Annotated in this window: 17 protein-coding genes; 6 read left to right on the top strand and 11 right to left on the bottom strand. The window is 60.5% G+C overall.

The genetic code is table 11. From position 1 onward, the window contains the following. Positions 1-230: 230 nt before the first annotated feature. The gene (locus tag HU759_RS02635; protein WP_017138633.1) at positions 231-671 is read right to left on the bottom strand and encodes a hypothetical protein; all 441 of its coding nucleotides are present in this window, start codon (positions 669-671) and stop codon (positions 231-233) included. Between HU759_RS02635 and HU759_RS02630 the strand changes: the two genes are divergently transcribed. After that, positions 670-1,125: a tRNA (cytidine(34)-2'-O)-methyltransferase gene (locus tag HU759_RS02630; protein WP_065930799.1), complete on the top strand. Its 456-nt coding sequence runs from the start codon at positions 670-672 to the stop codon at positions 1,123-1,125. The genes HU759_RS02635 and HU759_RS02630 overlap by 2 nt on opposite strands. Positions 1,126-1,274: 149 nt before the next feature. On the opposite strand, the gene secB is transcribed toward HU759_RS02630, so the two are convergent. From secB to HU759_RS02615, 3 genes are read right to left on the bottom strand one after another with little or no spacing between them, the layout of a single operon-like run. Then, positions 1,275-1,754, bottom strand: a complete 480-nt coding sequence (gene secB, locus HU759_RS02625; protein WP_012721755.1) for a protein-export chaperone SecB — start codon at positions 1,752-1,754, stop codon at positions 1,275-1,277. Between the two features lie 42 nt (positions 1,755-1,796). Next, a complete protein-coding gene (gene grxC / locus HU759_RS02620) occupies positions 1,797-2,051 on the bottom strand; it encodes a glutaredoxin 3 (RefSeq protein WP_017138634.1) in 255 nt (84 codons plus the stop codon). A 1-nt stretch (position 2,052) separates the two neighbouring features. Then, positions 2,053-2,466 carry a rhodanese-like domain-containing protein gene (locus HU759_RS02615; RefSeq protein WP_017138635.1) on the bottom strand — a complete coding sequence of 138 codons (414 nt, stop codon included), beginning with the start codon at positions 2,464-2,466 and terminating at the stop codon, positions 2,053-2,055. 151 nt (positions 2,467-2,617) lie between these two features. Between HU759_RS02615 and gpmI the strand changes: the two genes are divergently transcribed. Next, positions 2,618-4,144 (top strand): 2,3-bisphosphoglycerate-independent phosphoglycerate mutase, encoded by a 1,527-nt coding sequence (gene gpmI, locus HU759_RS02610; RefSeq protein WP_186617967.1) that lies wholly within the window; start codon positions 2,618-2,620, stop codon positions 4,142-4,144. 216 nt (positions 4,145-4,360) lie between these two features. On the opposite strand, the gene HU759_RS02605 is transcribed toward gpmI, so the two are convergent. Then, positions 4,361-4,873, bottom strand: coding sequence for a PBECR2 nuclease fold domain-containing protein (locus tag HU759_RS02605; protein ID WP_186617969.1), 513 nt, complete (start codon positions 4,871-4,873; stop codon positions 4,361-4,363). A 242-nt stretch (positions 4,874-5,115) separates the two neighbouring features. Between HU759_RS02605 and HU759_RS02600 the strand changes: the two genes are divergently transcribed. The 4 genes from HU759_RS02600 (at position 5,116) to HU759_RS02585 (ending at position 9,880) form a co-directional block, all read left to right on the top strand. Further along, the gene (locus HU759_RS02600) at positions 5,116-6,411 is read left to right on the top strand and encodes a murein hydrolase activator EnvC (protein WP_017138638.1); all 1,296 of its coding nucleotides are present in this window, start codon (positions 5,116-5,118) and stop codon (positions 6,409-6,411) included. Between the two features lie 30 nt (positions 6,412-6,441). Beyond that, complete coding sequence (locus tag HU759_RS02595) at positions 6,442-7,755, top strand: S41 family peptidase (RefSeq protein ID WP_170039035.1); 1,314 nt, start codon at positions 6,442-6,444, stop codon at positions 7,753-7,755. Position 7,756: 1 nt separating this feature from the next. Then, the gene (locus HU759_RS02590; protein ID WP_186617971.1) at positions 7,757-8,542 is read left to right on the top strand and encodes a divergent polysaccharide deacetylase family protein; all 786 of its coding nucleotides are present in this window, start codon (positions 7,757-7,759) and stop codon (positions 8,540-8,542) included. Positions 8,543-8,605: 63 nt separating this feature from the next. Next, positions 8,606-9,880 carry a Vps62-related protein gene (locus HU759_RS02585; protein WP_186617972.1) on the top strand — a complete coding sequence of 425 codons (1,275 nt, stop codon included), beginning with the start codon at positions 8,606-8,608 and terminating at the stop codon, positions 9,878-9,880. Here HU759_RS02585 and HU759_RS02580 read toward each other — a convergent pair. From HU759_RS02580 to hisB, 6 genes are all read right to left on the bottom strand, one after another. Next, positions 9,833-10,588: an ABC transporter substrate-binding protein gene (locus HU759_RS02580; protein WP_186617973.1), complete on the bottom strand. Its 756-nt coding sequence runs from the start codon at positions 10,586-10,588 to the stop codon at positions 9,833-9,835. The genes HU759_RS02585 and HU759_RS02580 overlap by 48 nt on opposite strands. 66 nt (positions 10,589-10,654) lie before the next feature. Continuing rightward, positions 10,655-11,425: an imidazole glycerol phosphate synthase subunit HisF gene (gene hisF, locus HU759_RS02575; protein ID WP_017138643.1), complete on the bottom strand. Its 771-nt coding sequence runs from the start codon at positions 11,423-11,425 to the stop codon at positions 10,655-10,657. Between the two features lie 9 nt (positions 11,426-11,434). Further along, the gene (hisA, locus tag HU759_RS02570) at positions 11,435-12,172 is read right to left on the bottom strand and encodes a 1-(5-phosphoribosyl)-5-[(5-phosphoribosylamino)methylideneamino]imidazole-4-carboxamide isomerase (protein ID WP_170039033.1); all 738 of its coding nucleotides are present in this window, start codon (positions 12,170-12,172) and stop codon (positions 11,435-11,437) included. 39 nt (positions 12,173-12,211) lie between these two features. After that, positions 12,212-12,469 carry a DUF2164 domain-containing protein gene (locus tag HU759_RS02565; protein ID WP_005783916.1) on the bottom strand — a complete coding sequence of 86 codons (258 nt, stop codon included), beginning with the start codon at positions 12,467-12,469 and terminating at the stop codon, positions 12,212-12,214. Continuing rightward, positions 12,469-13,107: an imidazole glycerol phosphate synthase subunit HisH gene (hisH, locus tag HU759_RS02560; protein ID WP_017138644.1), complete on the bottom strand. Its 639-nt coding sequence runs from the start codon at positions 13,105-13,107 to the stop codon at positions 12,469-12,471. The genes HU759_RS02565 and hisH overlap by 1 nt, the downstream gene beginning before the upstream one ends. Beyond that, positions 13,107-13,700, bottom strand: coding sequence for an imidazoleglycerol-phosphate dehydratase HisB (hisB, locus tag HU759_RS02555; RefSeq protein ID WP_017138645.1), 594 nt, complete (start codon positions 13,698-13,700; stop codon positions 13,107-13,109). Before hisB ends, hisH begins: the two co-directional genes overlap by 1 nt. Positions 13,701-13,989 lie beyond the last annotated feature (289 nt).

The following is a 13,989-nucleotide window of genomic DNA, read 5'->3' as shown; positions in this document are numbered from 1 at the left end:
CGCGCCCTGCAATAACCCTTACATCACCCAGTTTCGGGGACCTTGGTACAGGCAGGCCGAGAATCCCCTCTTTACACCCGGGGTGCTTGATGCGGATCGCGTCGCGCCCCACACCCGTTTCGGGAACCTCGGTACAGGCAGGCCGGGGATTCCCTCTTTAACACCGAAGCCTTACATGGCTTCACCCCGTTTTGGGAGCCCTGGTACAGGCAGGCCGGGAACTCCCTCTTTTATTCCTCGCGCAGATGGATCTGCAGCCGCCAGCGACCCTCGGCCTTCTCCCCTTTCCATTCCCCGCGCAACGGCCGAGCCGCCACCAGGTTCAGCAGCAGGCCGCCATCGGTCTTGCGAACGCGCCAATTCACGTCCTTGTCGTTGACCTTGAGTTGCCCGCTGGCAGCCTTGCCTTGCGCGCCGAACAGCAGCGCCACGGTGCCGTCGATATGTTCGCCGTGCAGCTTGGGTTCACTGTTGAACCACACCACCACGCCGTCTGCCGCTGTTTCTACCTGCTGCAACTCAACCGGATCCGGCGTGGTCAGGCGACCGATCATCAGCCCGATCATCAAGCCAACAATCGCCAGTGAGCCCATCACCCGTGGCAATAGCTTCGGCCTTGGGTCGTCTTCAGGGGTAGAATGCAACGCATCTTTGCCTTCGGAGCCGTGCATGTTTCACGTCATCCTTTTTCAACCAGAAATTCCGCCGAATACCGGCAACGTTATCAGGCTGTGCGCCAACAGTGGCTGCCACCTGCATTTGATCGAGCCGCTGGGCTTTGACATGGACGACAAACGCCTGCGCCGCGCCGGGCTGGACTACCACGAGTACGCCACGCTCAAGCGCCACGCCGATTTGGCCAGCTGCCTGGAAAGCCTGGGCCACCCACGGCTGTTCGCGTTCACCACCAAGGGCTCGCGGCCGTTTCATGATGCCAGCTTTGCCGAAGGCGACGCCTTCCTGTTCGGCCCGGAAAGCCGTGGCCTGCCGGCCGAGGTGCTCGATGCCCTGCCCGAGGGGCATCGCCTGCGCCTGCCGATGCGCGAGGGTTGCCGCAGCTTGAACCTGTCCAATACCGTGGCCGTCGCGGTCTATGAAGGCTGGCGCCAGCTCGGCTTCAAGTAACGCATAAACAAAATGTGGGAGCAGACCTGTGTGGGAGCTGGCTTGCCTGCGATGCAGTCACCTCGGTGTATCAGTGATACTGAGGTGATGCTATCGCAGGCAAGCCAGCTCCCACACAAGCCCGCTCCCACATTTTTTATCGCGTCAACTTACTGAACAGTCGACGAACCTTCCTGTTGCATGCGCTGCAGCTCTTGCGCGTACAGGGCATCGAAGTTCACCGGCGCCAGCATCAGCGCAGGGAACGAGCCACGGGTGACCAGGCTGTCCAGGGTCTCACGGGCATACGGGAACAGGATGTTCGGGCAGAACGCGCCCAGGGTGTGGCTCATGGACGCTTCGTCCAGGCCCTGGATCAGGAAGATACCAGCCTGTTGCACTTCAGCGATGAAGGCTACTTCTTCGCCGTTTTTAACAGTCACGGACAAGGTCAGCACGACTTCGTGGAAGTCGCCTTCCAGAGCCTTTTGACGGGTATTCAGGTCCAGCGCAACGCTTGGGGTCCATTCCTGACGGAAGATGGCCGGGCTTTTCGGCGCTTCGAACGACAGGTCACGCACGTAGATCCGCTGCAGCGAAAACTGTGGGCCTTGAGCTTCTGCTGCTTCGGTGTTCTGTTGGTCAGTCATCGCAGATCCTTCTTGATCTTGGGGTCTTTTAGGGTTTAGGAGTCAGACGAGCAGCAGCGCATCGAGTTTACCGGCGCGCTCCAGAGCGAACAGGTCATCGCATCCACCGACATGCTTGTCACCGATCCAGATCTGCGGCACGGACGTGCGTCCCGCTTTCTTGGTCATTTCGGCGCGCACCTGGGGTTTGCCGTCGACCTTGATCTCTTCGAAGGCAATGCCCTTCTTCTCAAGCAGGGCCTTGGCCCGCATGCAGTAGGGGCACCAATCGCTGGAATAAACGACAACCTGGCTCATATCACTTCACCAGCGGCAGGTTATCGGCCTTCCAGCTGCCAATACCGCCGGACAGTTTGGCGGCGGTGAAACCGGCTTTGAGCATCTCGCGGGCGTGGGTGCCGGCGTGCTGGCCTTGGGCGTCGACCAGAATAATGGTCTTGGCCTTGTGTTTTTCCAGCTCGGGCAAACGGGCGATCAGCTTGTCCTGTGGAATGTTCAGCGCGCCGACGATATGGCCGGCGGCGAAATCCTTGGCCGGGCGGATATCCACGACAACGGCCTCATCCTTGTTGACCAGTGCGGTCAGCTCCGACGTGCTCAGGCTGCGGCCACCGCGACTCATTTCATGAGCGATCAGCAGCGCCAGCAGGATGACGAAGGCACCCGCGAGCAGGTAGTGGGCAGTGGCAAATGCAATCAGGTGATCAACCATCAAGGAGGTTCCAGGGCGTTAAAATGGCGGTAAGTATACACAGCCGTCAGGGGCGGCCAACCCCCGTAAAGCGGTGACGTGGTCGGAACTTCGCTTTAAACTGCTACTCCCTTTTAGATTGCCTTCCTTTATTACCGCCGCGAGAGGATCTATGACTACCACGCCTAAACCTTTGGTCCTGATAATTCTCGATGGCTTCGGACACAGTGAAAGCCACCACGACAACGCCGTGTACTCGGCCAACAAGCCGGTACTCGACCGCCTGACGGCCACCGTACCCAACGGCCTGATCTCCGGCTCCGGTATGGATGTGGGCTTGCCGGACGGCCAGATGGGCAACTCGGAAGTCGGCCACATGAACCTCGGCGCCGGACGAGTGGTATACCAAGACTTCACACGCGTGACCAAATCGATCCGCGACGGCGAGTTCTTCGAGAACCCGACGATCTGCGCGGCGGTGGATAAAGCAGTCGCAGCCGGCAAGGCCGTGCACTTCATGGGCCTGTTGTCCGACGGCGGCGTTCACAGCCACCAGGATCACTTGGTCGCCATGGCCGAGCTGGCCTTCAAGCGCGGCGCCGACAAGATTTACCTGCACGCCTTCCTCGACGGCCGCGACACCCCGCCTAAAAGCGCGCAGTCGTCCATCGAACTGCTCGACGCCACCTTCGCCGCGCTTGGCAAGGGCCGTATCGCCAGCCTGGTCGGCCGTTACTTCGCCATGGACCGCGACAACCGTTGGGACCGCGTCTCCCAGGCTTATAACCTGATCGTCGACGGCCAGGCCGAATTCAACGCCGCCACCGCCCAGGAAGGCCTGGAAGCCGCCTATGCGCGTGGCGAGAGCGATGAGTTCGTCAAAGCCACCACCATCGGCGAGCCGGTGAAAGTGGAAGACGGCGACGCCGTAGTGTTCATGAACTTCCGCGCCGACCGTGCCCGCGAACTGAGCCATGTATTCGTTGACGCCGGTTTCAAAGACTTCGAGCGCGCCCGCCAGCCGAAGGTCGAGTTCGTCATGCTCACCCAATACGCCGCCAACATCCCGGCCCCTTCGGCATTCGCGCCGGGCAGCCTGGAAAACGTGCTGGGCGATTACCTGGCGAAAAACGGCAAGACCCAGCTGCGCATCGCCGAAACCGAGAAATACGCCCACGTGACCTTCTTCTTCTCCGGCGGCCGTGAAGAACCGTTCCCGGGCGAAGAGCGCATCCTGATCCCGTCGCCCAAAGTCGCCACCTACGACCTGCAGCCGGAAATGAGCGCGCCTGAAGTCACCGACAAAATCGTCGATGCCATCGACAACCAGCGTTACGACGTGATCGTGGTCAACTACGCCAACGGCGACATGGTCGGCCACAGCGGCAACCTGCAAGCAGCTGTAAAAGCCGTGGAATGCCTGGACCAGTGCGTCGGCCGTATCGTCGACGCCCTGGAGAAAGTCGGCGGCGAGGCACTGATCACCGCCGACCACGGCAACTGCGAGCAGATGTCCGACGAATCCACCGGGCAAGCCCATACCGCCCACACCACCGAGCCGGTGCCGTTCATCTATGTCGGCAAGCGCGACCTGAAAGTGCGTGAAGGCGGCGTGCTGGCGGACGTGGCGCCGACCATGCTGAAGCTGATGGGGTTGGAGAAGCCGAAAGAGATGACCGGTACTTCGATTCTGGTCTGAAACAGCTCGGGGGTTGCTCAAAGCGAGTAGCCCGTCAATAATGAAGGTGAGCGCGAAACCAGTTGCCTCCAGCGGCGATAACTGGCGTAGGAACCCCGTTGATGACTGGACATCAGCGTAGGGTGAGACCTCCACACCCCTGCTTGAGGGTGTGTATATGAATATCAAGCGCTCTAACTTAGGGCAGTTCGAGAGAACTGCCCTTTTCTTTGCCTGTTATAAAAGTTGGTAGCGTTTGTAAAGCAGCTCCCCATGGCGATGCTTATTCAGCGCCTTGGCATCGGTCTGCATGAAATTCCACAACACATTGCCTGCCTGGATATTCACCACCACCAGCATTTGTCGCTTGGTTTCATAAGCACCGATGAACGCCAGCCGAGCCGAGCCGTCGCTATAGGCGACACGCCAGATTTCCAGAGGCCCTGTCAGCGTATCCAGCGCGAATTTTACGTATCGTTCTCTGGCATCCTGCCGCTTTTCAACAATGTGCCTCAGCGTCGTGCGCTGGATCAACACCCTGCCCAGAGGGGAATCTATACAAACCTGAGGGCATGTCGAATCGGTAATCCCCAGATTTGAAGCTACGATATCGACAGCATCGGCAATGTCTTTGCCCGCCAACACCTCCTCGAGTGCGCAAGATCGTAGAGCCCGATCAAGGCTACGCAGGTCGGGCAATCCGTAATCGAGCCAGGTTTGCTGGCCTTTTGACTCATGAACACCGGACATTGCCGATCGCGCCAACTGACTGATTAGAGGGCTCGTGAGTCTATTCTCAGCAGCAAAAACCAGTGCAGGTGGAGCGTTTCAAAGCGTTTCCTCGATAGTGTTTAACCTTCAAACCGCCCAATTAAATCGCCCTGAAAGGCTTTTTATGACGAACGCCTCAAAGCAGATGGCGTTGAGGCGTTTTTTTTGCGGCGCTTGGCGGGCATACTAGGCCGTCCATTTCCCTGGTGTCGCCCGCCTCTATGCTTCGCGCCTTGATTTCCCTCGCTCTTGTCTGCCTGCTCCAACCGGCGTTTGCCGATGAGCGCGCACAAACCCAACAACAGTTGGACGCTACGCGTCAGGACATTACCGAGCTGAAAAAGCTGCTCGGCAAGCTCCAGGAAGAAAAATCCGGGGTGCAGAAAGACCTGCGCGGCACGGAAACCGAGATGGGCAAGCTCGAGAAGCAGGTCCAGGAGCTACAAAAAGAATTAAAGAAGAGCGAGTCGGAACTGGAGCGACTCGACGCTGAGAAAAAAAAACTCCAGAGCGCACGCGTTGAACAGCAACGCCTGATCGCGATCCAGGCCCGCGCCGCCTACCAGAGTGGCCGCCAGGAATACCTCAAGCTGCTGCTCAACCAGCAGAACCCGGAGAAATTCGCGCGCACCCTCACTTACTACGACTACCTGAGCAAGGCGCGCCTGGCACAATTAAAGGGTTTTAATGAAACCCTGCGCCAGTTGGCCAATGTCGAGCAGGAAATCGCCGACCAGCAGTCGCAACTGATGGATCAGAAAACCGCCCTCGACACTCAGCGCGACCAGTTGGACAAGGTGCGCAAGGAGCGCCAGCAAGCCCTGGCCAAGCTCAACAATGACGTGAAGGCCCGCGACGCCAAGCTGCAGGCCCGCGAACAAGACCAGGCCGACTTGGGCAAAGTGCTCAAAACCATCGAGGAAACCCTGGCTCGCCAGGCACGTGAGGCTGAAGAAGCGCGGCAAAAAGCGCTGATTGCCCAGCAGGAAGCAGAAAAAAAGCGCCAGCGTGAAGCCGAGCTGGCCGCTACCACTGATGCGCCAGCGCCGCGTAAACCGGCGCGTGCAGCGCCCGGGCCGCTGGTTTCCAGCTCCGGCGAGAACTTCGGCGGCCCTTTTGCTTCAGCCCGCGGCAAACTTCCATGGCCCGTTGATGGTCGACTGCTGGCACGCTTTGGTGAAACCCGTGGCGATGACACCCGCGCCAAGTGGGATGGGGTGATGATCAGCGCCGCCGCCGGCAGCCAGGTCCACGCCGTTCACGGTGGCCGTGTGGTGTTTGCCGATTGGCTGCGCGGGGCCGGTTTGTTGGTGATTCTTGACCACGGCAATGGCTATTTGAGCCTTTACGGCCACAATCAGACATTACTCAAGTCGGCAGGTGATGTTGTAAAAGCCGGTGAATCCATCTCCACTGTCGGTAACAGTGGTGGCCAGGACACCCCGGCGCTGTACTTCGCTATTCGTCAGCAGGGCCGCCCGAGCGACCCTGCACAATGGTGCCGTTCCCAAGGATAGGGCTGCACCTACATTAGGAGTTCGTTCGACATGCTGCATTTGTCCCGCCTCACTTCGCTGGCCCTGACGATCGCCCTGGTGATCGGCGCGCCGCTGGCTTTTGCCGACCAGGCTGCACCGGCACCCGCCGCCACCGCAGCGACCACCAAGGCGCCGCTGCCGCTGGACGAGCTGCGTACCTTTGCCGAGGTCATGGACCGGATCAAGGCAGCCTATGTCGAACCCGTAGACGACAAGACCCTGCTGGAAAATGCCATCAAGGGCATGCTCAGCAACCTCGACCCGCACTCCGCCTACCTGGGGCCGGAAGATTTTGCCGAGCTGCAGGAGAGTACCAGCGGTGAGTTCGGCGGCCTGGGCATCGAAGTCGGTTCCGAAGATGGCCAGATCAAAGTGGTCTCGCCGATCGATGACACGCCTGCGTCCAAGGCGGGCATTCAGGCCGGCGACTTGATCGTGAAGATCAACGGCCAACCAACCCGTGGCCAGACCATGACCGAAGCCGTCGACAAGATGCGCGGCAAGCTCGGCCAGAAAATCACCCTGACCCTGGTACGCGACGGCGGCAACCCGTTTGACGTGACCCTGGCCCGCGCGACCATCACGGTCAAGAGCGTTAAGAGCCAGCTGCTGGAGTCGGGCTACGGTTACATCCGTATCACCCAGTTCCAGGTCAAGACCGGCGACGAAGTGGCCAAGGCCTTGGCCAAACTGCGCAAAGACAACGGCAAGAAACTCAACGGCATCGTGCTCGACCTGCGTAACAACCCAGGCGGCGTGCTGCAGTCGGCGGTTGAAGTGGTCGACCACTTCATCACCAAAGGCCTGATTGTTTACACCAAAGGCCGTATCGCCAACTCCGAGTTGCGCTTCTCGGCCACCGGCAACGACCTGAGCGAAGGCGTGCCACTGGCCGTGCTGATCAACGGCGGCAGCGCTTCGGCGTCGGAAATCGTCGCCGGTGCCCTGCAAGACCAGAAACGCGGCGTGCTGATGGGCACCACCAGCTTCGGCAAAGGCTCGGTGCAAACCGTATTGCCGCTGAACAACGACCGCGCCCTGAAGATCACTACGGCGCTGTACTACACGCCGAACGGTCGCTCGATCCAGGCCCAGGGCATCGTGCCGGACATCGAGGTGCGCAGGGCCAAGATCACCAACGAGGTCGACAGCGAGTACTACAAAGAGGCCGACCTTCAAGGTCACTTGGGCAATGGCAACGGCGGCGCCGACCAGCCGACCGGCAGCGGCAGCAAAGCCAAGCCGATGCCGCAGGACGACGACTATCAACTGGCCCAGGCGCTGAGCCTGCTTAAAGGCCTGAGCATTACGCGCAGCCGTTGATATGCGTTTTGCCCTGATTATCGCTGTGCTGTGCAGCCTAGCCGGAATCGCCCATGCGACTCCGGCCGACGCGCCTCGCAAAGCCTACCTGACCCTTATCATCGACGACCTGGGACAAAACCTGCCCCGGGACCGTCGTGTGCTGGCCCTGCCTGGGCCGGTGACCACGGCGATCATGCCCGACACGCCCCACGCCGCCGAATTTGCCCGTGAGGCGCACAAGGCCGGCAAGATCGTGATCCTGCATATGCCTATGGACCCGGCCACCGGCCCGTTCGCCTGGCACCCCGACCTGTCCATCGAAGAACTCGGCAAACGCCTGGACGCCGCCTTCAAGGTTGTGCCCTATACCGCCGGCATCAACAATCATATGGGCAGCCGCATGACCGCCCAGCCAGCGGCGATGGCGTGGCTGATGGCCGAGCTGCAACGGCGCAACAAGTTCTTTGTCGACAGCCGCACCAGCGCACAGACCGTCGCCGCCGCCGAGGCGCAGAAGATCGGGCTGGCGCATGTGTCGCGGGATGTTTTCCTGGATGACGAACGCACCGAAGCGGCGATTGCCACACAACTGCAAACCGCGATCAAGCTGGCGCACAAGCAGGGCTCGGTGGTGATGATCGGCCACCCTTACCCGCAAACGCTGGCGGTACTGGAGCGTGAGTTGCCCAAGCTCAAGGCCCAGGGCATCGACTGGATTGATATCAAGTTGATGATCAGCGTGCGCAGCAACCTAGCCATGGCTGCACACGGTAAAAACGGGACGTATCTTCCGGCGCGTAGATAGTTACCGCTCGGTACCGAGTGCACTGCTCGATAGTTGATGCTCCCATCAACTGGAGAGCCCTCCATGAAGCCTCTGCAATTCAATGACCTGCTCATCAGCTTTACCAGCGAGTTTCTGCCGCTGTGGAACGACAAGGGGTCGGGCGCGCACAAAGCCGTCGGCCTCTGGCGGCCGAGCACCGCCTCCGATGCACTGAGACCGTTTTTTACCTTGGGTGATATTGCGGTCGACCACTATCGCAATATCAACCACGGCAACGTTGTCGCCGTCGTCAGCGACGCGAACAACGTCGACGGCACGGCCCTGCGTGCGCCCGTCGATTATCAATTGGTGTGGCAGGATGAAGGCTCCGGAGCGCTGAGCAATGCATCCATCTGGCGCCCGCTGCCGCCAGAGGGCTATGTGGCGATGGGGCTGGTGTACGGCGTGGACTACGACAAACCTTCACGCCATGCCGTGCGGTGCGTGCGAAAAGACCTGGTGATGGCCGCTCAAACGGGCGAATTGATCTGGGACGATAAAGGCAGCGGCGCCACCAACGACTTAAGCCTCTGGTCGGTGACACCTCCCAATGCTCCCGCCGGCGAAATATACCTCGCCCCCGGCACCTTCATAGGCCATGGCGACTATGCCAAGCCAAGCCTTGAGGCCTATTCACTGCGCCTGACATTGACAGCGCAACTGCACGACCTGCCGCCACCGCCCGCGCTCAGCGGGTACGAAAGCCCGGGCAATGATGAATCCGTCCACGCGCCTCAGGTGTGTGAGCTGCCATGGTTCTGTGTCAAAGACCCGGAGTTGGCCGTGATCGAACAGTTTCAGGCATCGCCCACCTACCGCCTGGAGCGCACGGACCGCCACCTGTGTGTCGGCTTTGGGCACAACACCGAAGCTACCAGTCAGCCATTCATGTGGACGGCCGCGAAAGGTGAAGTAAGCGGGACTGCCAAGGCACTGGCGGCCAACACCAGTATCGGTCTGGGCAAAGAGTGGCCGGTGGGCGAACACGTCTTCGAATTGAGTTTTTCGGCGCACCTGGATCGCGACTTCACACACACGCAGCGCTCGGCGAAAGGCTGGGACCAGGCTTCGTCGCTGGAAATCATCACTTATGTTCCGCCGAAAAAAGCCGTTGCGGCGTACCTTGTCCAAAGCGAATACCGCCTGCTGCGACAGGACGGCAGTCAGGTTTCAAGCACCGCCAGCTATACCAATGGTGACCACGTGTACATGAGCGAGTCTCCAAACGCAGAGGTGCTGCCTGATGAGTCACCTCAAGCAGAGCCCGAACTAGAGGTAACGGGCCATGATCTGATCGACACCACCCTCACCCCGTAACTGCTCGAGTGCCGCCTGAAGCTTGGCCACCACCTCATCCGGCACGTCTTTGTTCAGCGCCAGGTACAACTGGGCACTGTTGAAGCGCAGCACGGTTTTCAGTTGGGTCACCCCCACCTGGCGAGCCAGATAACGGCCCGCCGGATCGCCGGTGGCCCACAGGTCGATCTGGCCATCCACCAGCTTTTGCGCATTGTCCTGATCACGCAGCGCAACGATGGGCTTAAGGCCCTGCTTTTCCAGGGTCTGCGCAATGGCGTCACCCTTGTAGGCGCCGATCTTGTATCGACGAGCCTGTTCAAGGTCTGTCAGCTCAATCTTGCTGTCGGCCTTGGCCAGCATCACCCAATCATCCGGGCCGATGGGGCCGACCCATTTGAACAGGGCTTCGCGGTCTGGCAGGCGCGCCATCACAAAGACACCGTAGCCGGGCTTTTCCAGGGCGAGTTTGTAGATGCGCTCCCAAGGAAAACGCAAAGTCAGGTTGTAGGAAATGCCGGCTCGCTTGAACGTCTCGCGCACGATATCGACGGCGATGCCCTCGATGTTTTCTTCCTTGGCGAAGTTCTTGCCGTTTTTCGCCATGTTGTAGGGCGGGAAGTTTTCCGTCAGCAACACCAGGGAGGCGTCGGACGGTTCCTCGGCGTGAGCCGAGCCCGTCAACAGAATGGACGTACTGGCGAGAGCAAGCAGAAGGGTCTTGAACATGAAGGCTACCGGAATCCATGGCAAGCGCAGAGAGTGCCCCGCGCCTGCCAGGGTGTCCAGCAGCGTTTAGCGAACGACGATACCGCGTGCGGCCATATAGGCTTTTGCCTCCGGCACGGTGTATTCGCCAAAGTGGAAAATGCTCGCCGCCAGCACCGCACTGGCGTGGCCTTCGATCACGCCGTCGGCCAGGTGCTGCAGGTTGCCGACGCCGCCGGAGGCGATCACCGGAATGCCCAGCGCATCGCTGATGGCGCGGGTCACGCCCAGGTCGAAGCCGTTTTTCATGCCGTCCTGGTCCATGCTGGTCAGCAGGATTTCACCGGCGCCCAGGGCTTCCATCTTCATCGCCCATTCCACCGCGTCCAGGCCGGTCGGCTTGCGACCGCCGTGGGTGAAGATCTCCCAGCGCGGGGTTTCGCCCGGGCCGGAGACCTTCTTGGCGTCGATGGCGACCACGATGCATTGCGAGCCGAAGTGCTGCGCGGCTTCGCCGACGAACTCCGGGTTGAACACGGCAGCGGTGTTGATCGAGACCTTGTCCGCACCGGCGTTGAGCAGGTTGCGGATGTCTTGCACGGTACGCACGCCACCGCCCACGGTCAGCGGGATAAACACCTGGCTGGCCATGCGCTCGACGGTATGCAATGTGGTGTCGCGGCCGTCGACGCTGGCGGTGATGTCGAGAAAGGTAATCTCGTCGGCACCTTGCTCATCGTAACGACGGGCGATTTCCACCGGGTCGCCGGCATCGCGGATGTTCTCGAACTTGACGCCCTTGACCACGCGACCGTTGTCGACGTCCAGGCAAGGGATGATGCGTTTGGCCAGCGCCATGGTCAGTCCTCAGCCGTTGTAGGCGTCGCAGTAAGCCTGGGCTTCGGCGACGTCCAAAGTACCTTCGTAGATCGCGCGACCAGTGATGGCGCCGATGATGCCGGGCGCCTTGGCGTCCAGCAGCGACTTGATGTCACCCAGGTTGTGAATACCACCGGAGGCGATCACCGGGATCCTGGTTGCAGCGGCCAGCGCAGCGGTGAACGGCACGTTGCAGCCCTGCATCATGCCGTCTTTGGCGATGTCGGTATAAACAATGGCGGACACGCCGTCGGCTTCGAACTGCTTGGCCAGGTCGATGACCTGCACGGTGCTGATTTCCGCCCAGCCGTCGGTGGCGACGAAACCGTCTTTGGCGTCCAGGCCCACGATGACTTTGCCCGGAAACGCGCGGCAGGCTTCGGCGACAAAGGCCGGGTCTTTCACGGCCTTGGTGCCGATGATCACGTAGCTCACGCCAGCCCTGACGTAGTGCTCGATGGTTTCCAGGGAGCGAATGCCGCCGCCGATCTGGATCGGCAGGTTCGGGTAGCGCTTGGCGATGGCGGTAACCACTTCGCCATTGACGGGCTGGCCTTCGAAGGCGCCGTTCAAGTCCACCAGATGCAGACGACGGCAGCCCCCTTCTACCCATTTGGCGGCCATGCTCACCGGGTCATCGGAGAACACGGTGGAGTCTTCCATGCGGCCTTGGCGCAGGCGTACACAAGCGCCGTCCTTAAGATCGATAGCGGGGATAATCAGCATCTGGCAAACCTTATTCGATATTCAGCAATGCTTGGGAAATCAGGGTTTCTCAAGCGACCACAGGTCGCTTTCGATGCTTTCGAACCTTTCTTTAAGGAGCGTCTGCGTGTCGAAAATCGCCCTGTTGTAATAGTGCGGCGCCACTTCGGTGGTGAACAGCTCAAGAATCTCGGCGACCTCGAACGAGCCCAACTTGAGCTCGAAGCGGTCCTCCATGAAACGCTTGATCTTGTCGGTCGCCTCACGCTCCTGTTCGGGCGTGAGGTTCAAGATCGGCGGCTTCGGCTTCTTGGCCATTACCAGCGACCATCCCACGCGGCGAAGTTCTGCAGCAATTGCAGGCCATGGGTATGGCTCTTCTCCGGATGGAACTGCACGGCAAAGCGCGAACCGTCGGCCAGCGCTGCGGCGAAGTCGACGCCATAATGCCCGCCACCCACCACTTGGCGCGGGTTGCCAGCATTGATGTAGTAGCTGTGCACAAAGTAGAAACGCGCCAGGTCCGGAATGTCGTGCCACAGCGGGTGATCGACGGTCTGGCTGACTTCATTCCAGCCCATATGCGGCACCTTCAAGTGCGCGCCGTCTTCGTGCAGGTCTTTGCCGAAGAACTTCACCTGGCCGGGGAACAGGCCGATGCAGTCGACGCCGCCGTTCTCTTCACTGCTGTCGAGCAAGGCTTGCATGCCCACGCAGATGCCGAGGAACGGGCGGTCCTGGCTGACTTCGCGCACCAGGCTGTCAAAGCCCAGGCGGCGGATCTCGGCCATGCAATCGCGAATCGCGCCGACGCCGGGGAACACCACGCGGTCGGCTTCGCGAATCACATTGGCGTCGCTGGTGATCAGCACCTTGCCGGCGCCCACGTGCTCGAGCGCCTTGGCCACCGAGTGCAGGTTACCCATGCCGTAATCGATAACCGCGACCGTCTGCATTACAGAACGCCCTTGGTCGACGGCATTTGCCCGGCCATGCGGTCATCCAGCTCTACGGCCATGCGCAGTGCGCGGCCGAATGCCTTGAACACGGTTTCGATCTGGTGGTGGGTGTTGGTGCCGCGCAGGTTGTCAATGTGCAGGCTGACGAGTGCGTGGTTGACGAAGCCCTGGAAGAATTCCTGGAACAGGTCGACATCGAAGCCGCCCACGGTGGCGCGGGTATACGGCACATGCATCTGCAGGCCTGGGCGGCCGGAGAAGTCGATGACCACACGCGACAGCGCTTCATCCAGCGGGACATAGGCGTGGCCGTAGCGACGGATACCTTTTTTGTCGCCGATGGCCTTGGCAAACGCCTGGCCGAGGGTGATGCCTACGTCTTCCACCGTGTGGTGGTCGTCGATATGCAGGTCGCCCTTGCTGACGATATCCAGGTCGATCAGCCCATGACGGGCGATCTGGTCCAGCATGTGCTCAAGAAAAGGTACACCGATATCAAATCGGGCCTTTCCGGTGCCATCCAGGTTGATCGAGGCTTTGATCTGGGTTTCCAGAGTGTCGCGCTCGACGGATACCTTACGTTCGGCCATCACCAGCTCCGCAAAATCATTGGGCGAAAAAGGCAGCCATTATAGGGGCGCGGGCGCTAAACAGAAACATCGAAGGGGATAAGACTGATGGAGTGTCGGGGATAGACATGTGCATACAAGCAGGCGCTCCAGGATGGTGCGCCCCGCCGCTGTCTTGAAACGAGTAGAGATCCTGTGTGGGAGCTGGCTTGTGTGGGAGCTGGCTTGCCTGCGATGCAGACACCTCGGTATGTCGGCCACACCGCGGTGATGCTATCGCAGGCAAGCCAGCTCCCACACAAGCGCGGTT

Origin of the sequence: Pseudomonas sp. OE 28.3, assembly GCF_014268205.2 — a bacterium.
Taxonomy (GTDB): domain Bacteria; phylum Pseudomonadota; class Gammaproteobacteria; order Pseudomonadales; family Pseudomonadaceae; genus Aquipseudomonas; species Aquipseudomonas edaphica.
The sequence above is the reverse complement of the archived record's forward strand: the minus strand, read 5'-3'. Positions and strand labels throughout refer to the sequence as shown.